Genomic DNA, 23,030 nt, shown 5'->3' with positions numbered 1-23,030 from the left:
AAGAGATGAACAAATTTAATTTCATCTTCCCCAATACTGTACATGATGTTTTCGTTGCTTCTAATTCTCTGTATTTTTAAGATAGGGGGTGACGTAACGTGAAGAGCTAGGGGAGTGATAAAAAACTTAACAATCTCACTGAACAAGATTTCTGTGGCTCCTCTATAGCAGTGGTCTGACGATTTCTTGTATTATTCGCTGCGGAATAATTTCTTTTTCCCACATTCAACTCTCATCTTTTTACACATAGCGATCGCATTCACTTACTCTCAACTCTTTGTCTTGTCTGGGTTGATAATTGATCGTCATACTACGAAATCCCGATGTAGAATCTGAAAGTGACAAGTTAGAACATTGAATTACAGGATAGAATTAGATACTATTAAGCCTTAATTGAAAGCAGCAAGGATAGAAGCAGCATTATGTCTGACCATGAAATATGTATTCAAGCCCATACAGGCTCTGATGGTATGGTGCATCTGGACATGGAGATTCCCACAGGTATCATCAATCAGGATATCCAGCTGACGGTATCTTATGAAGCCGCTGAAGCAGAAAATTCACGAGAAGATGACTTCAAAGAACTTATTGAGGATGTTAAGCCAGCAAGCAGCCTAGATAAATACGCGGGAACAGTAACTTTGAGCGAAGACCCCTTAACCTTTCAGGAACGTATGCGCAGTGAGTGGTAGTTCCTTCCTGGTTCTAGATACCAATGTGGTGCTGTATCATTTAGGCGGTCGTTTACAAAAACCTCTAGAAAAGAAGCAGTACGTCATTTCAATTATCACGGAGATCGAACTGCTTTCTTATCCCCCTATTCAGGCATATGAAATTAACCTGATTCAAAATTTTATTAATGATGTAACTGTTGTTGAACTTAAGAATCCCATCAAGACAGAAACGATCTCTCTGCGAAAGAAATATAATCTCAAAGTGCCAGATGCCATCATTGCCGCCACAGCTTTCAAGTTAGGTGCGCCTCTTCTTACCAATGATAAGAAGCTCCTAAGTATCGCGGAAATCGAGACTTATCCTGTCGGGCTAATATCAAGCTGACTCCTCCCATTAAAAAAAGATAAGCGAATTACATTCGAGGAATGATCCGGCGTAGCCTAGATTAAAAACTTGAGGCTAAAACCCGCGTGTTCAACCTTTCCTCTGATATTACCTACCGTCAAGAACAACTGCCCAATGGTGTAGCTTTTATGTTTCGTCACTCGGAACTCGGTGATTTAGGCCGCGTCCTGCTGCAAGAGCGCCCCGATGGGCAAACCCAGATTCTTTGTGAAGTAGTTGGTGACCCCGATGACCCGATGACAGCTAAAAGGGGAGCTATTTTTGAACCTATTGGCAAAGAGCTTTCCCATCAATTAGATCAAGCATTAGGCGGAAGGGCCGCATCATTCGGCAACCGAGACCCTCACTCTGCCCAGCAACCCCCTGAATCAATCGAAAAGATTGCCAGCAAACTCATTCCCTGCCTGAAATGTGGTCGTCCCGCAGCATTGCTGATCTTTGCCGATTACGCTCAGGATCTTGGAGGAATGGAGGATTACGCGAGGTTGATGTACTCCAAGATTGTGGAGCTTAATGTCCCGACCTGGGTGATTGCTCCGCCAGAAGGGACAGGCAGAGATGCCGCCGCGAATATCCTTAAAACCTATCCCGAACGCGAACCGATTTGTAAGTTAACGCCTGATGAGTTTAATGAAAGGTTAGATAGGATAACAGCGGATCACTGTTAAACAAGAGATGACCTGGGAGCTGTAATCAAGAAAGTTTTCTTTCAACACTGGAAAAAGTAGAATATCCAAAATTCTCAACAAGCACTTCCTTCAGTTTTTCTAAGTAACTTGGCTTCATTTCTTTGGGGAGATTACTTACAAATAAAAATTCAACGCGGCAATCGCATTCTCTTTTTGTTGCTCCGTAACCCCCAAATACCGCTCCAAAGCAGCTAGAGTACGATGCCCTGAGATCGCTTGAATATGCCGCAATGGCACTCCAGAATCACTCATCTTGGTCAATGCTGTACGTCGAAAACTATGGGTGCTCACTCCTTCAATCTCCAACCGCTTACAAGTATCTCGTAAAATCCTGTCAGCACTGGCTTTATGAATACTGCCCCTACCATGTCTTCCAGGAAACAGATGAGGACTGTTCTGATACAGAGCCTTTTTTTGATACAGCTCCAGATATTCCTTCAACTGAGGATGCATCTGAATTTCGCGGGTAGACTGTTTTCCTTTAGTGTTATAAGAGCGAATCACCAAAACATCTCGCACTCCTTTAATACCGATCACATCCCCTCTTAAAAGAGTACAAGCTTCGTTAATCCGTGCCGCTGCATATAAACAAACGCCAAACATCGCGCGATCGCGCGCTTTGGTAAAGCCCTCGTCAAATAGTAAAGTTATCTGTGCCGGGGTGAGGATTGCTGCTCGCCCAAATTTGTTCACTTTCATGGAACAGATTTTACATTATCAAACCCCACTTTGATAGCGTAAGGGGCTTAAAAGCCTATGATTTCGTTGCCGTTTGTAAGGCGATTAAGGAAAACTTATCGAATAATCGCGAAGAGGCTAAGTATAATTACTTAATAGATAAGGAAATCTTATCTATTGTTATTTGCCTGTTTTTGAAGAGATAAAAGCAGTTTTCTAGAGGTCCTTGATCTCGAAATTCAGCTCGGGGGTCTTCAGTTTAATCGTTGAGCAGAGAAATTGCCCATTATGGCACTTGTTAAACTGAGGGAAATAGATGTTGAGGAAGCATGATGGGGGCTATCAAACCGAGTTCTCCAGCCATTACCTATATCAAGTGGGGACAAATCGAAGTAGAGGTTCAGCAATATAAAGACGCCAAGCTTTTTCCTGGAGGCTCAAGAGAATGGGATTGGCGAAAACTACCATAGCTATAATTAACTTAAATATTCTATTTATATTTACTTGAAGAGATTACAATGTAGTAAGTTGATTATTTAAATTTAATTTTATCAAGATATTGGAGGCATAGAGAGAAAAAGGAAAATGTTAATTAAATGGGGGAACGGTAATTACTCTGTTGTCGTTGATAATGATGATGGAAATATTAAAGTATGGCATCCTTCGAATCCAGAAAATATAAGATTTACGGTGTTTTCAAATATTTACAATAAAACTGAAGATGAAATCAGGAAAGAATGGGAATTAAATTGTGATAACAAAGAGAATGTGAATTCTTTAGTTGAATGGGAATTGGGGTGTAATATTCTGAATGAATTTGAAGTAGCAAGGGATATTAACTAATGATATTAGAACGTATAGCTAAACGACTCAAACTATGAGCTTCACTGACAAGAGGTTTTCGATCTTCTGTTTTTTGATTCTTTTCGAGGTGATTTTATCTTGTATTAACGTCACCTCTTCATAGACCTCTTCATCCTTGAGATATCCTTTGGGATAATGTTCTACCCACATAATACTGGTCAGTTTAAGAAGTAACTTCTGACAAATCAGGGGGATCAGGGTTAAGGCTTCATCAGCAATCGAACAACTTGCTTCATCTGGCAGTTGAGAAGCGATGACAACCGCTTGCTCTACAGTAATCTTGTAAATTCTCAAACGACACTGACAGTCTCTCTTCATTTTTTTAGACTGCCAATTAAACAAAGTATCAACGCTTAAAAAGGCTGGCGTATTTATGAAATTCATCAACCTACCCTCTTTTTAACTCATCCAGGGGACTTCTCTTTTACTCTTTCATGCTGCTACTCCTATTCCAATTCAACCATAGCTGTGTAACTTGCTAAAGAGTGAATTGATCTCTACTCTTGAACAAAGCTGTTTCACTTTCATTCCTGGTGGCTACTTCCAGAGATAATTGAGAACTGATTAAGGGGTTGCTAACTTGGTCAGAATTTTGAGATTTCTTGGGCTAATTTCCCTCATAATGAGCCATTGTTCGTTCTTGGCTCCTGGTTGTTTATTGGTAAAACTTAACTTGTATTGGCCTACAGTAGGGGATTTGTCGTTCCAGGCTAAAAACGGTTTCCAACCTCTGGTTAGACCCTCCGTTTTTAGTTCGCTATGCCCTTGAGCGACAAAAGATTCTCCTACTGTATTAATCCGCCTCAAGTTAGTTAACCATTAAACAAGGAGTAAATCTTATGGCTTATAATAACCAAATTATCTTAAGAGGAAATCTCGGCAAAGACCCTGAAGTGATACCAAATCCCGACGGTTCGACTCGCGTTGAAATCACTATCTGCACTCAAGATGCTTACAAAGTAAATGAAGACTGGAAACAGTTGCCTGAAGTTTGGCACAAAGTCACTTTCTTCGGACAACAAGCTCAGCAACATGCTGGCTACTTCAAGGTTGGTCAAAGAGTCAAAATTGAAGGTTCCCTCTCCTACTATAAAGTTGATGCTCAAGATAGTAAATCTTACTGGGTTGCCAGCATTCGCGGCGAGCGCATCGATAAGGATGTCTTACCTACCAAGTCAAAGGTCTCTGAAGAAGTGGCCTTTTAAAGTAATCACCTAATCCCCATCAGTTATTACTGATGGGGTCTTTCTTTTTATTGATTCTCCACTGCATCAGGATGCACGACGATAATTTCCGAATTGAATCTTTGAAAATCTTTAGTATTAAAGGTCAAAATATGACTTATCTTATGCACCAACATAAAAGCAACTAAACGAGTGTCATGAACATTAACTCCTTTCACTTGATATTTCATTACTAACTTTTCCCACTCTGAGAAAACCTGAGAGGTGTCTGGTAGCAAAGTGAAAGTTATTTTTAATTTCTCAATTTCTTGCTGGGCATCATTAGGACTCAAGCCAAAGCCATTTTTGTTCTGCGGGCGCGTCAAGACATTCCACGATTCAATCAAATTTTGAGGGGCAATTACTAATTCTTCATCGACTGATAATAGATGATTTACCGCCTTTACGGTGACAGCATTCAGAGGATGATTGGTCAAAGCAGCACGTAGCAAGATATTGGTATCTAATAGGTATGACATTAGAATCTATCTGGATACATGCTTTCTCTACTAATATCTTCATCACTGAGAAAAGGCAGATTTAGTCCTCTATGACTTTCTACCCATTCATGAAAAGCTGCTATCTTTTCTTCCTTGGATAAGGAGTTCTGAGGGGAAGAGCTTTTTTGTTCCTGAGCTAAATTCTCTGATAATTCATCCAGTTCAGCATTTTCTGTATCAAGCCATTTAATAACTGCTTGCTTAATCTGTTCAGCAGGCATGTTGGGCAGCTGATTAGCTATTTCATTTCTGATATTTGTAGCTTCTGACACGAGTCTATCCCTTGTTGCTTAAGAGGCTTATCTTATTTCATTTTAGCTGATTATTCAAGAGAATATCTCCTTTCTCCAATGCTAAGGGGCTTCGCACCCTGGCGCAGTCAAGATTAAACTCTACGCTAACGCTCCAAGCAGCCAAAGAGGTGTCCCCTAATTTCAGAAAAGATTTGATTTTTAACTGACAGAAATTTGGGAGATACCCCTCCCCTTTTACTGGTCTTGACTTTGCCTCCCCACTCTCGCCGAGGGGCAGAAGGTCATGCACGCGCATCACCTTTAACCTCAATTTATGGAGTGAGTTATGACTAGTATTTTTATTCAATCTCTAGCTGATTACAATGCAGGACGGATTGTTGGCCGATGGGTCGAGTTAGAAGATTTAGACAAAGATGGATTATGGGACGCTATTAAAGAGATCTTAGCCATGTCTCAAGAGCCTTTAGCTGAAGAATGGGAGATAGCTGATTATGATGGTTTTTATGGTTTAAGTCCGAGTATCTCTCAAGTGTTGGAAATAGCAAATTTACTGTCCAAACATGGCGAAGCCTATGCAATCTATGCTCAATATATAGGCGAAGATTATGCCGCAGAAGAAGGATTTGAGGAAAGTTACTGTGGCGAGTGGGAGAGCTTTAGAGATTATGCTGATGATTTGTTTGATCAGCTTTATCTTTATGAACTGCCAGATCATCTGCACTTTTATATTGATTATGAAGCCTTTGCTCGTGATTTAAGTATGGATTACCATCATGACCAGGGTTCTGATGGCAAAATCCATATATTTCGTTGTTGTTGAAGAGAGAAGAATATATTGCTCCTCTACTCCTTCCCACAGAAAAAAAGATTGGGGATGTTTTTCAAGTGATTTTAAAAAGCAAGGTTCTGCTGAAATGTCATCAGGATCTGTTGATAAACTTGTTGTCCGACTCCACCGATTGTCACCAGAAAAATAGTCAGTAATCCCATGATGATAAATTCGAGAAGACTTCCTGTTTTAAAGACTTTTAGACTATAGTTTTTCTTTTTTGGATAAAGTAATGGTACTCCTGATGGGGTGAGGGAATCGCCGATAATATGAGAAATATAACCGATGCAAAGAGGCGCAACCATCCAGTTCAATTCTTGATATTCTGGCTTAGTTGTGATGCTCATTAGAACTAGAATCATTACTCCCACAGCGAGTAAACTATGGGTAATGCCTCGATGACCGAATAAAGCTGAGATGGTGTCACTGACAAGGGGAATTCTGCGCCCTAAAGCTGATTTAGGATGGTCTAAATCAGGCATTAAACCTCCTATTCCTGCGATAACAGAACTATGCCCTGTTATCGGATAGCCCATAACTAGGCTAAAAATCCACCATAAACACATGGCAAAGGGAATATGGGAACGAGCTGTCATGAAGTTTGTTGTTCTTCTTTTTCTATCCCCTCTATTTCAGCTAAAGCCGCATCAATCAATCGCATCATACTCGGTAGTTTTTTAGCTAATGACTGACGTTTTGGAGTTTGAGGTTCTTCCTGTAGGGCTTTTTGCCAGCTTTTGAGGTCTTTATAGGTTTTTCTCAAAGCAGCTCGTTCAGAAGAAAGTGCGACACGTGTCGCACTTTCTTGGCCATCATGATTTTTATCCTCTTGTAAATAGCGTTCAATGGTGCGCTTGCTTTTATTAACGACAAAAGCTAACGCTTGGACAAGAGATTTTTCTCCCTGCGCTGGTCTGCCCTTTAATCGCTTGTAGCCTTGCTCCTGTAAGCGGTCTGCCATTAGTTTAACTTCAGTTGGGGTGTAATCCCGACGATGTTCATTTTCGGCTACTTCTACTTGTAGAGCCAAATCGGGATTCTCCACAGCATCAAAGGCCATGATGCGAACAGGAACAAGATTATTGGGAAAATGCTGTTGATAAGCTTTGGTATTGGTTTCTTTGACTAGTTGGATAGCGGCTAAACGATGACCTCCTGCTAATAACCGATAGCGGAGATCTAGAACTAAAGGTTCGAGAAGTCCTAAAACAGTAATAGATTCAGCCAAGTCCGCTACATGGGATTCATGAAGCGGTCTGGTATCTTGTTCTCGAACTTTGATCTGTTCTAGAGGAATGATAGTTTTTGGTTGATGCTCTTGGGCGTTTTTCACTTGTTGTTGCTGATCTTTATCAGTCATATCATTCGTGATTTGAGCAACAACATTCCAGTTGGGTGCTTTTTTTTTAGCCATGAGTTCCCCAATTTGCTATTACTTGTAAATCCCTAGCTCCTCGACAGTTCGGGGCATGTTCCATGATGGGGATTTGGTTCGCTGTGGCATTCGCCATTTCAGTATCTTGATGGACAATAAGATGTTCTAAGGCTGGAAACAAATCCTTTAAAACTAATTCCAAATTTTTGTCCAATTTACGTCGTTTATCAATAAGAGATTGAACAATTGCCCAGCGACTTGCACTATTTCTTCCTTTCTTTTGAGAAGTTGTCAGTTCACCGTGAACTCGTCCCGCGCCCATAATAGCCATCGGATGGGCATTGGCGACAATTAATACCGATTGAGCAGCAAACAGAGCCAGTCTTTCTAAATGTTCATTGCCAGGAGGACAATCAAAAATCAGTATCTCGTAGGGTAAGGGGGAAACAGCATCGGCTAAATCTTCGGCATAGCATGATTGAATGCCTTGAGAGCCTAATTCTACTCCTCCAGGGAGAACGGACAGATAGTCGTTAATGATTAGAGGTTTGGGATTTTGTCCTAGTAATAATTCTGCTGTCCCAGGTTGAGTGGGGTCTCCTCCTAGAGCGAAAGCGGCATTGGATTGAGGATCTAGATCTAACACCAAAACTCGCTTCTTTTGATGGGCAAACACCGAAGCAATCCCGCAGGAAATGGTAGTCTTTCCCACTCCTCCTTTTCTCCCAGCTACAGCAATTCGAGTCACACTCATAAAAGTTATTTCTTGATATTGATTCAAGGGTACGCACTAAAGTTTAGCCACGCCAACCAAATTTTAGAAATTTTTTACTATTTCAAACCGTTCTTGCAATCTATCAATAGTCTTTATAGTCTGTTTTTCTCGGAACATCGCGGACATCCAAAAAGAACTAAGCATGAAACAAGCACAACAAATCGATCTGTTTTTGGGCAATATTGCCGATGCCTCTTTCAAGGATGACCGCGTGCTCATGGAGTTTCCCTTTTTCTCCATTCAAAAGCAACCTAAAATGACACCAATTCTGTTTGAAGATACCAGAGTTCAAATTAAAGTTGAACCAGGCCCTAAAGGCATTGCCACAGTTTGGGATAAAGATATCCTCATTTATTTGGCAACCTTGCTCAATGACAGAATTGAAAAAGACCTACCCGTATCTCGTACAATTCAATTTGCTGCTTATGATTGCCTCAAAAGTACCGGTCGAGGCACAGGTAAACGCTCTTATGAATTATTCCTCGATGCCTTGTTTCGCCTTAGAAGCACCAATATTGTGACTACTATCGCAGCAGGGCAACAAAGAGAACGGCGAGGATTTGGGTGGATTGAAACCTGGCGCGTCATTGAAAAAGAAAAAGCCGACGGCACCAGAATTATGGGGGCTGTCGAAGTCACTTTAAATGATTGGATGTTCCGCGCCATTACGAAAGACCGTCGGGTATTAACTATTAACCCCGATTACTTCGAGCTAAAAATGGGGCTAGAACGCCGTCTGTATGAACTAGCACGTAAGCATTGCGGCCATCAGAAAAATTGGTCTATCAGTTTGTCTAAGCTAGCTAATAAATGCGGTACAGTTCGAGATTTACGAAAGTTTCGAGCTGATTTGCGAAAAGTAATTTCTAGAGAGCAGATTCCCGATTATCAATTATTTATCAAAAGAGAAAGTCAACATAGAAAGTCTCCAGAGATTGTCACCTTTAAGTCTCTTTTTCCCAGAACAAAGGCCAGTCAGAACAACCCTTTCTCGATTGAGGAAACCACTTGGTCACAGGCACAGCAACGCTATCCCAAATATGATATTCAAACAATTCAGATAGCTTGGAAGACTTGGATACAAGGGCAGAATCAAGTGATTCCTCAAAATAAAGAGCAAGCATTTTTGGCATTTTGTGAGAAGTTTGTCGCCAATAACCCTATTTAAAATTAGGCATAATTCTGTTTACAGCTTTGTTGATAAGTTTTTTGCTATCGGAATATCGCGGACAAATCTATCGGAACATTGCGGACGCTAATCCTCAGAACATCGCAGACAGTTTGTCGGAATATCACGGACGTTAATCCTCAGAACATCGCAGACAGTTTATCGGAATATCGAGGACAATTTATCGGAACATTACGGACAAAATAATCCTATTTCCTTTGAAAAATCAATTGGTTAATAAACCCTTAACGTAGTAACTTTCTAACAATAGTACTTTAACGTATTAACAAATTTGATTAACAAAACCTAACGGTTTGATTTGGGGATAAAACTGAGCAATCTAGCTTCAGAGATCAACTGCCAAACCGCTTGAAAGAATAAAATAGGTAACTAAGGGGCATTTGTAATGTGGGAAGAACTGAGAATAATCCCTTTAAGTAGTGCTTAAAAGCTCTAGGATTACCGACAAGTAAGTATTGGAGGAAAAAGCAATCTACCCTACTTGCCAAGTACTAAAATCATCCCAGAGGTTAAAAAATCTGTTAAGAACCAAGGATGACTCAAATCAGCTATACCCTCAATCAATGGCTTTCTTCAACTTGGCGCAAAGGAACCAGGTATTACTCCATTGAACTGCGCCAAGATATTTTTGCTAATTGGATTATCAAGCGTAACTGGGGAAGAGATCAGACGCGGGGAGCAGGACAATCGCTAACAACAGTTTGCCAAAACTACGAAGAAGCCTTGAAACTTTTCCAGCAACAAAACCGCCACCGTCACAAACGGGGTTATATTCAGCAATAGCTTTTTTAAGCTGCCGTTGAAGTTTCAGGACTAGCTTCTTTTGCTGGTGCAGGAGCCTTTGGTTTCTTTTCAAAAACATTCACCCCTGCCCCTTCAATTTCAATCACACCTTCGGGAGAAACACTCACAATTTTTCCTGATAAGGCTCCAACCCAATCAGCAAAGCTTTCCATTTTGGTCACCTGTTTTTTCAAACTTTTGCGATTAACCTCGGTTTTAATAATGATTCCATTGTCAGATTTGATTTCGAGTTGAACTTTTTTTCCTTGTTCAGGAAGTTCAGGTTTTTCAGTGAACTTAATTGTTATCTCAGGATTTCTGCCGTTAATCATAATTCTTTGCTCCCTAATATCTGTATTTTCAGACTACTAGTTGATTGCTTAGGAGACACCGAATTTTTAGGTTGATTTAAATTTTCCAACCGAGCATATTTAACAAATACGAGAAGAATAAAAATTGATGATTATCTCACTGAAACTAAACCAATTTGGGATGGCAAACCCAAAAGCAAGATGAGACAGATCAAATGGCAAAACCCGCCATCAAACCCACAGCAGAACAACTAGAATGCTTCTATCTGTTGTTCGACCATTTCAATCAACATCTGTTTGAGAATCGGCTTCCCTATCCCTATTTTCAGTTCCAAAATCTCTCTCGCTGCGATGGAGCCTTTAAACCCAAAGTCTGGATTCGCCATCAAGAAGAAGAAGCCCATTTAATTCTTCTGAGTCCCAAACTAATCCAAAGCTCTGATGAGCTTTGTGAAACCCTCACTCGGATGATGGTACATCTCGAATATTACTTAGAATCAGGAGAAAGCAACCAAAGTAGCCGTCGCTCAGGCTATTATTCCCAAGGATGGGCGGAGCGGATGAAGCGAGTTGGATTAATGCCTTCTTCTACAGGACAACCAGGAGGTTTAGAGCATGGTTATGGGATCAAGCATTATGTAGAGGAGGGAGGAAGATTTGAACAAGCCTATCAAGAACTTCCCTCAGATATTTTTGTCTGGCAGATGAAATATCCCTATGCTCCCACTAAAAAACCTCCAGAAAAAGTCACCTATCAATGTCCCCAATGCGAACTAGAACTAAAATTAGTTAAACTCCCTCCAGCCATTACACCTCTTTGTAATGGAGAATGCGGCTACAACAAAATTGAAGTGCCTGAAGGAGAATCAGGAATTGTCTTTATCGAAAAACCTCAGCAACTGATTTTTAAATAAAAATTTTCTCCTAAATCACAAATTAAACTCCTTGAGTAGCTCATCCTGAGAATGAGAAGAACTCAGATGAGTTGGAGATTTAACAGCTACTGTAGAAGCTTGATTATTAGATTCACTAGATTTTGTTTTGGCCGTAATTTCCAAATTCGATGCAACTAGAGTCTCAATCTGGTGGGGTGCTGAGTTCTGGGAATCGTGAGAACTTTTAGCAGTTTGAGCAGATTTTTTCGCAGCAGATTTACCCTCACTTTTCAAACCAAACAAAGCCCGATCTGTTTTGCGATAAAGACGTTCATCCATCAGAGATAGTAACGCCTCAGAAGAGGGCAAAGATACAGCTTGTCCCGCCTCAATAGTCTCTAAAACTACTTGACCAATCATGTGATATTTCTTGTGGCGAATATTTCGTAGTTCGGTGGATTTTTCTTTTTCCAGCTTCTTAATCTGCTGTTGAATTTGACTTTGTTTATCCCGTAGAGAATCCAATTTACGTTCAATTGAAGATTTCATGATCTAGAGGCTCTTATGAGTTCTTCTTCATGATGCCATATTTGGATTTTTGATTGGAGATTAGTATCAATCGACGATTATTCATAAAAGTTTACGCCTTATTAACTTCATTGATGAGATAATTATAGGCAATCAAAGCTGAGACTTCACGCTAGTAGATGAGCGTTTGCGCTCAATAAAATTCCCCAAAGGAACGAACTGCCCACCCCGACAATAAGGCAGCATAATAGGATCGCGTGAGAGAGGAGCAAGCCATTGCGCGGAGCTACCACGTGCCGTGTTATCTACCTCGCAGGCTTGGCAAGGGGGTTCGAACCCCCATTGCATCCCCCAAAAACAGCTGCTCCCCAATTTTCCCTCCACTATCAATTTGAATCTTGCTCCCCAAGCCTGTGACGCATCGGTCAAAGCTGAGGAAAAACAATCCCAGTGAATGTTAGTTTTCCTCTTTTAAACCAATGGTCTTTGATAATTATTAAACTGAAGAAGCATCACCGATTTACGGTATCAATCAGACGGAAAAACCTGATGAGCAAAAAACGTACAGGCAGCGAAAAAAGGAAGCGACAAGAAGTGTTTCGCTTTCGCGTAACAGAACAAGAAAAACAGCAGATCCAAGAAGATGCAGAAAGAGCGGGCATCACCCCAGGCTATTACGCTCGTAAAATACTGGTCAATGCTCCCGTTCCCCCACAGGCTAAACGTCCTCCTGTAGAAATAGAACTCTTACGTAAAACCCTCGCCGAACTGAATAAAATCGGCAACAACATTAATCAGTTGTCACGTCGTCATAATCAGGGTTTTCCTCCCTATAAACAAGAAGTTGAGGCTGAGATGGAAATTCTCAATTTTACGATTGAACAAGTACTTCAAGCTCTTGGTAGAAGTGCTGCTAATGATAATTGAGTAAACAGAATTCTGACTCCTTTAGAAAATGATCATCAAAACCTCAGCCAGAGGAGAAGCCCGACGTTTAGCCGCTCATTTAATCAATACCGATGACAATGAGCAAGTCAGCTTCACTAGCAGTCGCTACTTGTCCGTTTGGCAAAATAATTCCGTCGCTAAATCCCTCCAGGTTATGGATGCTCTCGCGGCTGGAACGGGAAAAAGCAAAAATCTATTCCATGTTAGTTTCAACCCTGACCAAATCATCAGTGAAGACGACTGGCAAAAATGCTGGTCAGAATTTGAAACTGAATATAACTTAGGCGAACAAGCCTTTATTGAAGTGACCCATACCAAACAGGGTCGAACTCACAAACATCGAGTTTACAATCGCATCAGAGAAAATGGCACCGAAATTAGCATCTGGCATAACTATCTGCGTAACGAAAAAATTGCCCGCAAATTAGAATATGATCTTGGCCATAACATCACTATTGGTAAACACAATGCCGCTGTCATCAAACAGCTGGAAAAAGAGGGTCTTAATCAGATTGTCCAATGGATGGAATCGGCTAAAGCAACAGAAGTTAAACGACCCGTGGCTGAGAAAACTTGGCCAGAACAACAACAGGAAAAACGAACTGGAATTGAGATCAATCAAGTCAAAGCAGATCTCAGGCAAGCATATGAGCAAACCGATAACGGTAAAGCCTTTGAGGCAGCTATTTTATCGATGGATTACTTGCTTGCTAGGGGAGAAAGAGCAGGTACGGGTGGTCGCGTTCGTCATAGCTATGTAATTGTAGATAGAACAGGTAATGTTCACGGACTAGGCCGATGCTTAGGAGTAAAAAAAACAGAAATAAAACAACGTTTTTCAGATTTATCTCTTTCCCATTTACCCTCAGTAACAGAAGCTAAAACCCATATTACAGGAAGAGAAATTCCTTCAGCTAAGAATCTAGAAGAACTACGCTCCCAAGATCAGCGTCTTACTCAAGAAATTAAAAACCTAGAAAAAATTCAGCAAATTGAACAAGAAGTTGCTGAAGGGAAAGTAACCCCTGAACAAATCTATTACCGCTCTCAATCAGAACAGGAACGAAGTAAGCCTCTTGGTCAGACTTCAACGTCTAATACCAGAGGCTCACAACAAAAACTCCCCTCCAGCTTAGAACCCTACAACCAAAGAACAGCTAATATCCTGGCTGTATCAGGAGCTGCTGCTATCACTGAAAGAGATCGTCGCTTATATCTGGCTCAAATAGCGGCAACTAAAGCTGAAAAACCCGACCCCAATCAAAGACGACCGATTCGCGCCTATCTGACTGAGCTTGGTCAACAGATGAAAGCCAAAGGAGTCAGCTTTTATCACAGTGGAGATAAATATTTAGCCGAAAAGCTAGCCCAGCGTGGATACAGTAAAGAAGCGATTCGTCGTACTCTTTTAAGAGCATCTCCCAATCTACTCAATCAAGTTGCCAGTCGCAGACAATCTTATCTGCGTAGCCTAGTGGAACGATTTCACCATAAGGTTGCGGGCTATAAAAACCAAAAACCAGAAGCCCAGAAGAAATTAGAAAAACCTGATAAACTCCCACAAGGTAAGTCTTTCGCTACTATGGGAAATAGTAACGTTACCTTCAAGCCAAAAATGTGGTGGTATATCGCTAGATACGCACCTTTAGCTCTTAAAGCTGCTAAAGAACTTGCTAAATCCGTAGCCAAAAAAGAAGCCAAGGAACTAGCTGAACAAAAAGCTAAAGAAACAGCTCAAGCTCAGGCTAAAAAACAAGCTGTTGAAGCTACCAAGAAAGAGGCAGCTGAACGCAGTGCGAAAGAAGCTAGTAAAAAAGAAACTAAGATGTTAGCTGAAAAAAGCACAAAAAAATTTGAACAAGTGACCAAAGATGTTTTCAAAGCATCTGAAAAAACAAAGGACCCCATTGAAAAAGGAGCGCAAAACTTTCAGCAATTAAAATCTCAACAACAACCAAAGAAACAAGATATTCCAGAAAAACAAGAGAAAATAAATGCAGTAAAAGAACAGGTAAAACCAGAACCTCTCAAAGGCGGACAGACCTTAGTTCCTAAAAATAAAGAACAATCATCGGCAATCAATCAAGTAGGATTAAAAACTACGGATATTCCTTCAAATATTCCTCAAAAAACCGAACAAAAATCATTTTCTAAAACCAAAGAAACTTCTCTAACAAACAAATCAACATGTTTGGATGAAGATGAAAAAGAATCATCAAAATCAAGTCAATATAGTAAACTTAAAAGCACAATTAGAGAGGGAATAAAATCATATAAAGAAAAACAAGAAGCACGAAAAAATATTCAGTACGAACATGGTTTAATGAAACCAAAAGAACATGAACGTTATGAAGTACAACAAAGACAAAGAATAGAACAACACAATCGTAAGTTAGAAGAACAAAGAGAAACAATCCAAGAAAAAATAGAAGTTCAGAGAATTTCTAGATTCGAGCAAGCAGCACAAGTTTATCAACAAGTCAAAAACACTGAACAAAAAAATCTTACTTTAAAAGAAACCTATCAATATCGATTAGGAAAAGTTGAAAAAAATTATGTTGATAAGCTTGGACTAACTCCTAAAGAATTTCGTCAAGAATATAATCAACAATTTCGCACAGACTATAATAACAAAACACCTCAATATAAAGAAATAGAGCAAAATATCGTTAGAAGTATTGGCAAAGATTACGCTCAGAACAATCAAAAAATCGACAAAGAAGAATTTGAACAAGTTATTAAAGAAGCCAGTCCTTATATCTTTGGGCAACCCAATCACTTCCAGAAGAATCATCCCGAAGAAATGTACAAAGAAGCTTGTCGTGCAGGATATAAAGAAGAAGCTTCCAATGATAAATGGGTTGCTAGAATCGAATCAGCTTTAAAGGTAGAAAACTATGCCAAAAATAATCCTCAAGTTAAACTTACTGCTAAACAAGAATATCAAGCAGAATTAGGCCGCAGAGTTAACCAAGAATTAAAACAGGAAGCAAAAGGGTTTAAATCTTTGACCAATATCGATAAAGCTATCAATAATGATCGAGGTATTGCTTCTACTATGAGAGCTGCTGGATATCAAAGAGCAGAAATCCGAGAAGCTATTGAACAGGCTAGTCCCCAAACAGCAAATTTAAGCAAGGAAGAAGCCAAGGGCTATTTTTACGACAAACTTTTCTCTTCTGTCAAAGCGATGGAAAAATCTGAATATCCTGAAGTAGTTAATAAAATCAGGGAATCTAAACAATTAGCCCCCGAAGTGGGTCGAAGATTGGATTGGTTAGAATTATCGACCAAATCCATAGCCGCTGGTGTTGCTGTGAAAACTGCCGCTCAAAAAGAACAGTCAACATTCAAAGAATCTCCTGAACAAAACAATAATAAATCGATAGACAATTCTTCTAAATCTGCCCCCAGTCAAGATAATGATTTAGGCTATTAGGGCGTTTCTGCTAACTCTCTCTTTTCAGCTAAATGCTTTAATTTAGCTCTAAGGATTATGGCCTTTAGTCTTTCTAAGACCGTTTCTTCCATGTCTTCGATATCGAAGTGATGATCGGTCGCTGAAGTGGAATGTTGAGCTGTTATTTCCTCTGCCCTGGCTCGCATATCTTCTGGTAACTTATCTAATCGCATTGGGGGCTGATAGGAAAATTTAGCCCATTCATTTAACCTAGCTTGATTATGAGTAAACTTGTTTGATTTTAGCCAAGAGACATATTTTCCTCTCTTAAAATCTACCGTGAACACGGAAATATTCTGTTGTTGGAGTTTTTTCGTGATGGCATTGAGAAAGCCGTTATAAAAATCGGCACATCCTAGAAAACAGTTGTGTAGGGAAGGGGAAAACTCCCAGAATTCCTGATTATCGTAATATCTTACATAATACAGTTTCTCAATTCCAATTAGCGGAATTTCTGCCAAAAATTTCTGAAGCTCCTTTTGAAACAGAGTATTGAGCTTAATGATTTGTTTGATGTAATGGCGGGGAATTACTGACTCTTTTGACAACCATCTAGAAACAGTTCCTTTTGGTGGCTTTGGCGAGAGAAGTTGAGACCAATCTTCACTCCAAAGAGACATATCGTCAATAATTTCTGCCAAAGCTTTTGGTGTCATGATTAAATCATATAGACTTAATCATGACATTTCAATAAAATAAGCTCTTATTATTTTTTAGTTTTGAATTCCCTGACATTCAGGACTCTGGGGATTTTTCAGTTTGAAAACCCGACAATCCCAGCGATTACTCTTTTCCAGAACCCAGGAACTATTTTGCTCTGTGGTTTTTACCGCTGATTTAAGTTGGGAAATCTGCCAATAAAGATTAACGCTCAAGAGCATAATCACGACCAAAGAAATTCTAGAGCCCCAGATCATAATCGGGTTGGCTTTTTTCGGTTTTTGAGCGTTCATTATGGCGATCAATTCGGCTTTGAGTTTTGCCGAAATATCGCTCAGGTTCTTGGTTAACGTCTGTTCTAAGTTGTTCGACTTGTCCTGATAATGTACGGAGTTGACCTCTAATTTCTGGATTCTTGAGGTCAGCTCTAGCGATGCTTCGACCAATTTGGTCAATATAGTGGTTAGCTCTTGTGAGAGGATCTGATTCTGCTGGAAGCTGCTGGTCGCTTGACTGAAGGTCTCCAGTGTCCTGAGATTGGTTGTTGTCCATTGTTTAAGGTCATGGTGAAAGCTTACAAAGGTTTGTTCTAGGGTTACAGGGCTAGTTTCTAATAACACCTGGAGATATCCCAGAGCGACGAAGATTAAAAAAAATGCTTCGTCATCCTGGTTAATTCCATATTTAATGACAATTTCTAGTACCCGCGCTTTCATCTGATCTGATTTCCCTTCTAAAATCGTATCAAGAAGCGATTGTTGACCGTTATTGTGCAATGACCTTACCTCCTAAATGTTCTGCTAAGTGAGGAGCCGAAAAATAACCCAGGCTATCAAAAGCAAAGTAAGCTTCTCTTAAAAACTTACGAACTCGCTGTTTATCAATGGAGGAAAAATCGGGGTTCTGTCTAACTTGACCGAAGGTTAAACTATCACGATCCATTCTATTTTTGGCGGCTGCACCTGGGAGTTTCGGAAAGTCAATCACAGGAACTTGATACTGCTGTAGTAATTCTAAAAGTTCGCTATCATCCTCAAAGCCACTCCAATCATCAGTTTTGCCGTGGTTACGAATAAAAATCATCGGCATCTGACTTTGGAATGTTTTTAAACAGTTTTTTGCTAGATGCAGGGAGTCATAACCGCCATCGGAAGTAAACCAGTGATAGAGCTGCACCCCATCTTCAGCAGCAACCTCAAATAATTCATTATCTAAGATCCAGTTTTTTAAAGGATTGAGTACTTGAGCGGGTAAATTAACAATAACTCGATTTAATATTGCCGTATTATAGATTTCATTGGCTGAATCTTCATAGCGCTCTCCTTCACTGAGAACAGCTACTTTAGAAGTGACTTCTGAGCGATAACAGCGAATGACATCGGGATTGCTACGATCTGTATCGTAAAGTACAACAGGAATTTGGCGGTCTAAATAGAGTTGAATAACAGTTTTACATACTACTGATTTACCAACCCCACCTTTTTCTCCGCCAAAGAAATGGAGAGCTGAAGCAAGTTTTTTGTTTTTCATGGTTTTTAGGTTCAAGCAACGAGAGGATTTTGCTGATCTGGATTTGCTTCCTGGCGCAAATTCGCGACAAACTGATTGAGTTCTTTAAGCTTTGATTGCAGCTCTGGAGATAATTCTTCAGGTGCTGGTATTACTTCTGCTGTAACTTCTTGGGCGGTAGCAGCCAAATCTTGAGTTGATTGTTCGTTCAAAGATTGAACAATATTTGCAATCTTCAATCTCTGTAAATCTTGATGATTCCAAGGTTGTAGTATTTGAGCCTGACTATCAGCGATGGGAATAAAGTTATCGATTTCTGGAGCTGGCTCTTGAAGTTTACTTTTAAGGACCCGCGAGCGATAGTAATGTTGATGGGTGTGGAATTGTGTACAGTAATAACCTGTTAAACCTTGTGAAAGTTTGCGATCTACTGGCTTGATGAATTGAAATTCTGTAGCCGTGGGAATTGATTGATAGCTATTATCTGCTCCTTTGTGATAGATTGTCATTTGACCAATGATTTGGGCTGCCCAATAAGCGCTAACAGGATCTGATAGTTTTAAGATTGCTTTATAGCGAAACTGCCCCAACAAAGCGTTTGCCATAGCTTCACCGTAATAATGTTTCATCGTTTCCACACTTTGAAAGGCAAATAACAGCACCACACCATGACTACGCCCTTCTTGAATCAAAGAGTCTAAAAACTCCAATTGTTTAAGACTGGTTGCTTCATCGATAACAAATATATAACGAGCTGTTTGGCTATTCTCACTCGCCGAATCAAGAGCGAGCATGGCTGCTTTACGAAGAAAGAGTTGGTTAAAGGGGGTTACAATATCGCGATATTCTTCATTTTTGCCGAGAATCACGACAGATTCACTTTCATTCCAGTCGTTTTTAGCACTGAATTTACGTCCTTGGCGATAATGGTAATCGGAGAGGGCAAAGATCGTGCGAAATGGTTGAAACTGAGAGTAAATCGTCGTCATGACGCTGGCTGCGAGTTTTTCATAGGCAAAATATTCCACTAGATGGCAGGTTTGAGGAGAGCTTTTTAAAAGGGCAATAACTAGTTTGCGATCTGTAATCGCCCAATATAAGTCGCGCCATGTCCATTGACCTGGGGCTAAGTCATTAAAGATCTCGACGATGCCGCCTAAAACGTTGCGAGCTGCTTGAACAAAGAAATCCTGAACATTTTGATGCCCTGTTTGTTTGGGAAACAAAGTGTACATTAAGGAGATAATGTCAGCAGGCGAAGTCGTATCGACAGCGATGTCCCAGGCATGGGCTCTAGCGTCGAAAAGAAACAAGATATATACGGGGGAGCTAACTCCCATGCCGTAGATCAGACCGTAAAATTCTAATTTGGGGTCATAGATGATACAGCGCAGATTGGAACCTGGACTAATAAGTGGTATGAGATCTTGCAGGGCTAATCTAAGGGTAATGGTTTTGCCTGCTCCTACTGAGCCAATGACTAGCATATAGGTGCACAGTGCACTTAGAGGCAGATATACGCCTCCAAACAGCACCCCTGTTTCTCCATCTGCTCTGAGTCTTGTATAAAGAGAGCGAACAAATTGAACTGTCGTTTGTACGCCGCTGAGGGCATAGACTTCTTTATGGAGATTGACGATCCAGTGAGGAATTGAGCCAACTGTTAACACATAGAGAAGACCACCAGCGAGGAAATGAATTTTGACGAAGCAGAGTTTTAAGAGAATTAGATAGATTCCCAATCCGCCCCAATAGTGCCATCTGGTTTCCCAGCCATAATAACAGGTGTATTTATAAAATTTCCAAAGAGCGAAAAACAGATAGAAAGCTCCAGATAATAGAGCAATGAGAAGATAATGATCTGCTGGTGAGGGGATTTGTCGAGGTAAGGGTAGCGGTTTTTGAACTTGATTGTAGGTGATAATTGCCCAAAGTAAGAGGATAATCAGGGTACATAAACGAGTAAATGCAGGAGTAGATAAAGCTGCTTTTACTTCGTTTAATGTACCGGGAAAATGAATTATCCTTTTATTCAAAATCTCGAAATTCATAAGGAGAAGGAATAAGATTTTTACGCTGATTCTTTTTGTGAATAAGATTGATTTGTTTGGTATTCGTCGAGTGAGAACGCATGAAAGCCTTGATAGCGAAAGTCATAGAGCAGGAAATATTTTCCTGCTGTGACTAGTTTTTTAATGTCAAAGTTATAGGTGGCTTGCTTGCCGTCTTGGGATATCGCCAAATCCAAAGCTTCTGAGAGATTGTCTATTTGGCTGTCTATTAGAGTAAGTTTAAGGTCGTCTAGATTCTCGAAATAGCCGTAGTAATTTTCTTGGAAGAAATCTAGGTTGGCTATTTCAGCTGGGGCAACGGCAACATACATTTGAAATAGTATGTCTTGTTCGGTTTTCGTAGCAAAAAACATAATCTAAGATTTGAGATTGCAAGCATTAAAAGCAGTAATCAGGGGAAGCTTCCCCTGATTACTCAAGCTTTATAGAACGTCTTTTGGATCACAGCCAAGGTAGATGACGATCGCCTGTTTGGCTTCCTGGCTAAAAGGCGGCAGAATCAAAGGATCTTCTGGATATCTTTTGTCGTATTCCTGGAGATTTGGTTTATAGGTTTCATAGTCGTCGCCGATAAATTGCAGTTCCTTTCTAGTTTGATTTGACCAGTAGACAGATTTTTTCTCGGTTCTTTTGGGTGTTAAACCAGAACTGAAAAAGATCATCGCTTGGGTGATGAATTTAATGCCATAGACAACTGCGGCATCGGTAATCCAAGCGAGGAAGGTTAAAGCTAAAATTAGTAGGGCTTCATGGGGATAGGGCAGACGATTTTTAGTGGCGTATTCGGCGAATTTAGTCGCAAACAAAAGAATTGGAGTCACCAAAACAATTAAATGCACCAAAAACTGAAGTGATTTAGCGGCTGGGTACTGTTTTCTGAAAGCAGCGTTTTCTTGAACATACAAGTTAAAAGCCGCCAGAAATATTTCAAAAAATATTAAAACTAAGGGCACAATTAAGACAAATAGATTTGACCATTGTGTATCCCCAAAACGCCGCCGCACAAGATATTCTGTAGCATCGGAAATCAACAGTAGATTGATAATGTAGACGCATAACAACAATGGCGGAATTAAGAAATAGAACAGCTTCTGTTGTGGGCTAATATCTTGGAACTGTTTACGTATCTTTTGTTTTTCTTCTAAGTCTGATTCACATTTTTTTGCCTGCTTAACAGCATTAAAGTATTCAGGAGCTTTTTTGTTAATAGCTTGTATTCGCTCTATTAGTTGAGCCTGAATGTTCTCTTGATATTGACTATCAGAATCCTGTGAAAACATGGTTTATCTCCTCCTTATTTTGCATTATGTAGAACATAGTCAATAGCAGCCGTGGGGGCTTCAAAGCTTTGATGTTCAATATCTTTGAATACTCCAACGGTAGTACCGCCGTTGACGAGTAAGACGTTGGTGTCTTGGGGGAAGTTGGCTTTTTGATTCGCTGTGTTATGCAGTCCATCGGTAATGAAGATGATCCAGTCTTGAGGTTTTTTTGTCCAAATACTGGTGTCTTCTTGGAAAAACAGGCTATTACGTTGAATCGCGCCATAAATATCGGTGGCGGGACAGTCTAAAGGCTGCTGCGATAACGTTTGCAGTTGTTGTCGATATTGATTGAGTTTGTTCTGAGTCGAAGTTTCCCAATCTTTAATTGCTTCTTCATGGGCAGCAATAATGGCTGAATTATGCTCAAAGCCTTCTTTAAAAGTTTCGCGTTCCTTTTGTCTTTGTTCTTCTCCCTCATGGGCAAACAAAGGATTTGCATTCTCATCTGGTTTAGTAGGTAAAGTGAGAGCGAGCAGATCTTGATCGTCAAGTCTTGGAGGTTGACTTATTTTGACTCTCGACATAGGCATATTGGAATCATTACAAGCCCGTAAGTATGCCAATTCTCCACCATTTTTCCCTATGAACTCTAATAAGGGGTCTAATTTTTCTAAGGATAGGCGTTTAACTCGATTAGCCTCTAAACTACTGGTTTTATCTTGGGTAACGCCAATTCTAATGGGGGTAGTTTCTGGTGGTTGATTTTTGAGGTAGTCTTGGATCGTTTGAGTTGATTCTTCAAGATTGATTGCTGTTGGGACATTATCTTCTATTTTATCTGGAGGTAGACAGCCAGGAACTGTGGAAGCGATAGCAATTAATGCTAAGAGCGTTTTGAGTCTTTGAAGTTTGTTCATTGGTTTTGAATTTTTGGCATAGGAATCCTGTGCATGGATGATTTCTCGCATCTATGCAGATTTAAATTTGTAATAAATATTATTTTTAAATGCTTTTAATAATAATATTTATTAGTATCTAATTTTCTTTCCTGGGACTCGCCAAGAAGAAAATGGCATTGAGAATAGTGAAAACATTTTTCTCAGCGTTAGAATCTGTTGATAATTGAGAACATAAATCTAGATGCCAAACTAATTTATAAGCTG

29 protein-coding genes are annotated in these 23,030 nt (G+C 40.0%); 12 read left to right on the top strand and 17 right to left on the bottom strand.

What is annotated here, in order from left to right; all coding sequences use genetic code 11:
- The first annotated feature begins 422 nt into the window (after nt 1-422).
- The 3 genes from XEN7305_RS14510 (at nt 423) to XEN7305_RS14500 (ending at nt 1,748) form a co-directional block, all read left to right on the top strand.
- The gene (locus tag XEN7305_RS14510; RefSeq protein WP_006510211.1) at nt 423-692 is read left to right on the top strand and encodes a hypothetical protein; all 270 of its coding nucleotides are present in this window, start codon (nt 423-425) and stop codon (nt 690-692) included.
- Entirely contained in the window at nt 682-1,059 is a 378-nt protein-coding gene (locus XEN7305_RS14505) for a type II toxin-antitoxin system VapC family toxin (protein WP_006510210.1), read from the top strand. Before XEN7305_RS14510 ends, XEN7305_RS14505 begins: the two co-directional genes overlap by 11 nt.
- A gap of 86 nt (nt 1,060-1,145) precedes the next feature.
- On the top strand, nt 1,146-1,748 hold the full coding sequence (locus XEN7305_RS14500) for a hypothetical protein (RefSeq protein ID WP_006510209.1): 603 nt from the start codon (nt 1,146-1,148) through the stop codon (nt 1,746-1,748).
- Between the two features lie 135 nt (nt 1,749-1,883).
- Here the strand turns inward: XEN7305_RS14500 and XEN7305_RS14495 are convergent, their stop codons facing one another.
- Complete coding sequence (locus tag XEN7305_RS14495) at nt 1,884-2,468, bottom strand: site-specific integrase (RefSeq protein ID WP_006510208.1); 585 nt, start codon at nt 2,466-2,468, stop codon at nt 1,884-1,886.
- Between the two features lie 308 nt (nt 2,469-2,776).
- Between XEN7305_RS14495 and XEN7305_RS29045 the strand changes: the two genes are divergently transcribed.
- A complete protein-coding gene (locus XEN7305_RS29045) occupies nt 2,777-2,917 on the top strand; it encodes a hypothetical protein (RefSeq protein ID WP_158500403.1) in 141 nt (46 codons plus the stop codon).
- Between the two features lie 115 nt (nt 2,918-3,032).
- Nucleotides 3,033-3,290: a hypothetical protein gene (locus tag XEN7305_RS14490; protein ID WP_006510206.1), complete on the top strand. Its 258-nt coding sequence runs from the start codon at nt 3,033-3,035 to the stop codon at nt 3,288-3,290.
- A gap of 27 nt (nt 3,291-3,317) precedes the next feature.
- Here the strand turns inward: XEN7305_RS14490 and XEN7305_RS14485 are convergent, their stop codons facing one another.
- On the bottom strand, nt 3,318-3,629 hold the full coding sequence (locus XEN7305_RS14485) for a hypothetical protein (RefSeq protein WP_158500402.1): 312 nt from the start codon (nt 3,627-3,629) through the stop codon (nt 3,318-3,320).
- A 246-nt stretch (nt 3,630-3,875) separates the two neighbouring features.
- On the bottom strand, nt 3,876-4,118 hold the full coding sequence (locus XEN7305_RS14480) for a hypothetical protein (RefSeq protein ID WP_040897929.1): 243 nt from the start codon (nt 4,116-4,118) through the stop codon (nt 3,876-3,878).
- 32 nt (nt 4,119-4,150) lie between these two features.
- Here XEN7305_RS14480 and XEN7305_RS14475 point away from each other — a divergent pair, with 32 nt between their 5' ends.
- Nucleotides 4,151-4,516: a single-stranded DNA-binding protein gene (locus XEN7305_RS14475; protein WP_006510204.1), complete on the top strand. Its 366-nt coding sequence runs from the start codon at nt 4,151-4,153 to the stop codon at nt 4,514-4,516.
- A 47-nt stretch (nt 4,517-4,563) separates the two neighbouring features.
- Here the strand turns inward: XEN7305_RS14475 and XEN7305_RS14470 are convergent, their stop codons facing one another.
- Nucleotides 4,564-5,013 (bottom strand): type II toxin-antitoxin system VapC family toxin, encoded by a 450-nt coding sequence (locus XEN7305_RS14470; protein WP_006510203.1) that lies wholly within the window; start codon nt 5,011-5,013, stop codon nt 4,564-4,566.
- The gene (locus XEN7305_RS14465) at nt 5,013-5,306 is read right to left on the bottom strand and encodes a hypothetical protein (RefSeq protein WP_006510202.1); all 294 of its coding nucleotides are present in this window, start codon (nt 5,304-5,306) and stop codon (nt 5,013-5,015) included. The genes XEN7305_RS14470 and XEN7305_RS14465 overlap by 1 nt, the downstream gene beginning before the upstream one ends.
- Nucleotides 5,307-5,613: 307 nt before the next feature.
- Here XEN7305_RS14465 and XEN7305_RS14455 point away from each other — a divergent pair, with 307 nt between their 5' ends.
- Complete coding sequence (locus XEN7305_RS14455; RefSeq protein ID WP_006510200.1) at nt 5,614-6,108, top strand: antirestriction protein ArdA; 495 nt, start codon at nt 5,614-5,616, stop codon at nt 6,106-6,108.
- 71 nt (nt 6,109-6,179) lie between these two features.
- Here XEN7305_RS14455 and XEN7305_RS14450 read toward each other — a convergent pair whose 3' ends face one another.
- The 3 genes from XEN7305_RS14450 to XEN7305_RS14440 are packed head-to-tail and all read right to left on the bottom strand — an operon-like array spanning nt 6,180 to nt 8,246.
- A complete protein-coding gene (locus tag XEN7305_RS14450; RefSeq protein WP_006510199.1) occupies nt 6,180-6,713 on the bottom strand; it encodes a metal-dependent hydrolase in 534 nt (177 codons plus the stop codon).
- On the bottom strand, nt 6,710-7,531 hold the full coding sequence (locus XEN7305_RS14445; protein ID WP_006510198.1) for a ParB/RepB/Spo0J family partition protein: 822 nt from the start codon (nt 7,529-7,531) through the stop codon (nt 6,710-6,712). Before XEN7305_RS14445 ends, XEN7305_RS14450 begins: the two co-directional genes overlap by 4 nt.
- Complete coding sequence (locus tag XEN7305_RS14440) at nt 7,524-8,246, bottom strand: ParA family protein (RefSeq protein WP_006510197.1); 723 nt, start codon at nt 8,244-8,246, stop codon at nt 7,524-7,526. Before XEN7305_RS14440 ends, XEN7305_RS14445 begins: the two co-directional genes overlap by 8 nt.
- A gap of 163 nt (nt 8,247-8,409) precedes the next feature.
- Here XEN7305_RS14440 and XEN7305_RS14435 point away from each other — a divergent pair, with 163 nt between their 5' ends.
- Both XEN7305_RS14435 and XEN7305_RS14430 read left to right on the top strand, forming a co-directional pair.
- Nucleotides 8,410-9,435, top strand: a complete 1,026-nt coding sequence (locus XEN7305_RS14435) for a replication initiator protein A (RefSeq protein WP_006510196.1) — start codon at nt 8,410-8,412, stop codon at nt 9,433-9,435.
- A 555-nt stretch (nt 9,436-9,990) separates the two neighbouring features.
- Nucleotides 9,991-10,239 (top strand): WGR domain-containing protein, encoded by a 249-nt coding sequence (locus tag XEN7305_RS14430; RefSeq protein WP_006510195.1) that lies wholly within the window; start codon nt 9,991-9,993, stop codon nt 10,237-10,239.
- Between the two features lie 5 nt (nt 10,240-10,244).
- Here the strand turns inward: XEN7305_RS14430 and XEN7305_RS14425 are convergent, their stop codons facing one another.
- Nucleotides 10,245-10,571 carry a hypothetical protein gene (locus tag XEN7305_RS14425; protein WP_006510194.1) on the bottom strand — a complete coding sequence of 109 codons (327 nt, stop codon included), beginning with the start codon at nt 10,569-10,571 and terminating at the stop codon, nt 10,245-10,247.
- Nucleotides 10,572-10,765: 194 nt separating this feature from the next.
- On the opposite strand from XEN7305_RS14425, the gene XEN7305_RS26720 reads away from it, so the two are divergent.
- Complete coding sequence (locus XEN7305_RS26720; RefSeq protein ID WP_144053281.1) at nt 10,766-11,464, top strand: SprT-like domain-containing protein; 699 nt, start codon at nt 10,766-10,768, stop codon at nt 11,462-11,464.
- A gap of 15 nt (nt 11,465-11,479) precedes the next feature.
- Here XEN7305_RS26720 and XEN7305_RS14415 read toward each other — a convergent pair whose 3' ends face one another.
- Entirely contained in the window at nt 11,480-11,974 is a 495-nt protein-coding gene (locus XEN7305_RS14415) for a hypothetical protein (protein ID WP_006510192.1), read from the bottom strand.
- A 528-nt stretch (nt 11,975-12,502) separates the two neighbouring features.
- On the opposite strand from XEN7305_RS14415, the gene mobC reads away from it, so the two are divergent.
- Both mobC and XEN7305_RS14405 read left to right on the top strand, forming a co-directional pair.
- Complete coding sequence (gene mobC, locus XEN7305_RS14410; protein WP_006510191.1) at nt 12,503-12,880, top strand: plasmid mobilization relaxosome protein MobC; 378 nt, start codon at nt 12,503-12,505, stop codon at nt 12,878-12,880.
- 28 nt (nt 12,881-12,908) lie between these two features.
- Nucleotides 12,909-16,340, top strand: coding sequence for a hypothetical protein (locus XEN7305_RS14405; RefSeq protein ID WP_006510190.1), 3,432 nt, complete (start codon nt 12,909-12,911; stop codon nt 16,338-16,340).
- Here XEN7305_RS14405 and XEN7305_RS14400 read toward each other — a convergent pair.
- The 7 genes from XEN7305_RS14400 to XEN7305_RS14370 all read right to left on the bottom strand — a co-directional run bounded on the left by XEN7305_RS14400 (nt 16,337) and on the right by XEN7305_RS14370 (nt 22,784).
- A complete protein-coding gene (locus tag XEN7305_RS14400) occupies nt 16,337-17,017 on the bottom strand; it encodes a hypothetical protein (RefSeq protein WP_006510189.1) in 681 nt (226 codons plus the stop codon). The genes XEN7305_RS14405 and XEN7305_RS14400 overlap by 4 nt on opposite strands.
- 57 nt (nt 17,018-17,074) lie before the next feature.
- The gene (locus tag XEN7305_RS14395) at nt 17,075-17,797 is read right to left on the bottom strand and encodes a DUF6753 family protein (RefSeq protein ID WP_006510188.1); all 723 of its coding nucleotides are present in this window, start codon (nt 17,795-17,797) and stop codon (nt 17,075-17,077) included.
- Nucleotides 17,787-18,551 (bottom strand): hypothetical protein, encoded by a 765-nt coding sequence (locus tag XEN7305_RS14390; protein ID WP_006510187.1) that lies wholly within the window; start codon nt 18,549-18,551, stop codon nt 17,787-17,789. The genes XEN7305_RS14395 and XEN7305_RS14390 overlap by 11 nt, the downstream gene beginning before the upstream one ends.
- Nucleotides 18,552-18,562: 11 nt before the next feature.
- The gene (locus XEN7305_RS14385; protein ID WP_158500401.1) at nt 18,563-20,566 is read right to left on the bottom strand and encodes a type IV secretory system conjugative DNA transfer family protein; all 2,004 of its coding nucleotides are present in this window, start codon (nt 20,564-20,566) and stop codon (nt 18,563-18,565) included.
- Between the two features lie 35 nt (nt 20,567-20,601).
- A complete protein-coding gene (locus XEN7305_RS14380; protein ID WP_006510185.1) occupies nt 20,602-20,955 on the bottom strand; it encodes a hypothetical protein in 354 nt (117 codons plus the stop codon).
- A 69-nt stretch (nt 20,956-21,024) separates the two neighbouring features.
- On the bottom strand, nt 21,025-21,882 hold the full coding sequence (locus tag XEN7305_RS14375) for a hypothetical protein (protein ID WP_006510184.1): 858 nt from the start codon (nt 21,880-21,882) through the stop codon (nt 21,025-21,027).
- 14 nt (nt 21,883-21,896) lie between these two features.
- Complete coding sequence (locus XEN7305_RS14370; RefSeq protein WP_144053280.1) at nt 21,897-22,784, bottom strand: hypothetical protein; 888 nt, start codon at nt 22,782-22,784, stop codon at nt 21,897-21,899.
- Between the last annotated feature and the right edge of the window lie 246 nt (nt 22,785-23,030).

Origin of the sequence: Xenococcus sp. PCC 7305, assembly GCF_000332055.1 — a bacterium.
GTDB lineage: Bacteria > Cyanobacteriota > Cyanobacteriia > Cyanobacteriales > Xenococcaceae > Xenococcus.
The sequence above is the reverse complement of the archived record's forward strand: the minus strand, read 5'-3'. Positions and strand labels throughout refer to the sequence as shown.

Bases quoted from the DNA above. Each gene is read 5' to 3' on its own strand.
- XEN7305_RS14510 (WP_006510211.1), top strand. From the start codon at position 423: ATGTCTGACCATGAAATATGTATTCAAGCCCATACAGGCTCTGATGGT.
- XEN7305_RS14495 (WP_006510208.1), bottom strand. From the start codon at position 2,468: ATGAAAGTGAACAAATTTGGGCGAGCAGCAATCCTCACCCCGGCACAG.
- XEN7305_RS29045 (WP_158500403.1), top strand. From the start codon at position 2,777: ATGATGGGGGCTATCAAACCGAGTTCTCCAGCCATTACCTATATCAAG.
- XEN7305_RS14490 (WP_006510206.1), top strand. From the start codon at position 3,033: ATGTTAATTAAATGGGGGAACGGTAATTACTCTGTTGTCGTTGATAAT.
- XEN7305_RS14485 (WP_158500402.1), bottom strand. From the start codon at position 3,629: ATGAAGAGAGACTGTCAGTGTCGTTTGAGAATTTACAAGATTACTGTA.
- XEN7305_RS14475 (WP_006510204.1), top strand. From the start codon at position 4,151: ATGGCTTATAATAACCAAATTATCTTAAGAGGAAATCTCGGCAAAGAC.
- XEN7305_RS14470 (WP_006510203.1), bottom strand. From the start codon at position 5,013: ATGTCATACCTATTAGATACCAATATCTTGCTACGTGCTGCTTTGACC.
- XEN7305_RS14455 (WP_006510200.1), top strand. From the start codon at position 5,614: ATGACTAGTATTTTTATTCAATCTCTAGCTGATTACAATGCAGGACGG.
- XEN7305_RS14450 (WP_006510199.1), bottom strand. From the start codon at position 6,713: ATGACAGCTCGTTCCCATATTCCCTTTGCCATGTGTTTATGGTGGATT.
- XEN7305_RS14445 (WP_006510198.1), bottom strand. From the start codon at position 7,531: ATGGCTAAAAAAAAAGCACCCAACTGGAATGTTGTTGCTCAAATCACG.
- XEN7305_RS14440 (WP_006510197.1), bottom strand. From the start codon at position 8,246: ATGAGTGTGACTCGAATTGCTGTAGCTGGGAGAAAAGGAGGAGTGGGA.
- XEN7305_RS14435 (WP_006510196.1), top strand. From the start codon at position 8,410: ATGAAACAAGCACAACAAATCGATCTGTTTTTGGGCAATATTGCCGAT.
- XEN7305_RS14430 (WP_006510195.1), top strand. From the start codon at position 9,991: ATGACTCAAATCAGCTATACCCTCAATCAATGGCTTTCTTCAACTTGG.
- XEN7305_RS14425 (WP_006510194.1), bottom strand. From the start codon at position 10,571: ATGATTAACGGCAGAAATCCTGAGATAACAATTAAGTTCACTGAAAAA.
- XEN7305_RS26720 (WP_144053281.1), top strand. From the start codon at position 10,766: ATGGCAAAACCCGCCATCAAACCCACAGCAGAACAACTAGAATGCTTC.
- XEN7305_RS14415 (WP_006510192.1), bottom strand. From the start codon at position 11,974: ATGAAATCTTCAATTGAACGTAAATTGGATTCTCTACGGGATAAACAA.
- mobC (WP_006510191.1), top strand. From the start codon at position 12,503: ATGAGCAAAAAACGTACAGGCAGCGAAAAAAGGAAGCGACAAGAAGTG.
- XEN7305_RS14405 (WP_006510190.1), top strand. From the start codon at position 12,909: ATGATCATCAAAACCTCAGCCAGAGGAGAAGCCCGACGTTTAGCCGCT.
- XEN7305_RS14400 (WP_006510189.1), bottom strand. From the start codon at position 17,017: ATGACACCAAAAGCTTTGGCAGAAATTATTGACGATATGTCTCTTTGG.
- XEN7305_RS14390 (WP_006510187.1), bottom strand. From the start codon at position 18,551: ATGAAAAACAAAAAACTTGCTTCAGCTCTCCATTTCTTTGGCGGAGAA.
- XEN7305_RS14380 (WP_006510185.1), bottom strand. From the start codon at position 20,955: ATGTTTTTTGCTACGAAAACCGAACAAGACATACTATTTCAAATGTAT.
- XEN7305_RS14375 (WP_006510184.1), bottom strand. From the start codon at position 21,882: ATGTTTTCACAGGATTCTGATAGTCAATATCAAGAGAACATTCAGGCT.
- XEN7305_RS14370 (WP_144053280.1), bottom strand. From the start codon at position 22,784: ATGAACAAACTTCAAAGACTCAAAACGCTCTTAGCATTAATTGCTATC.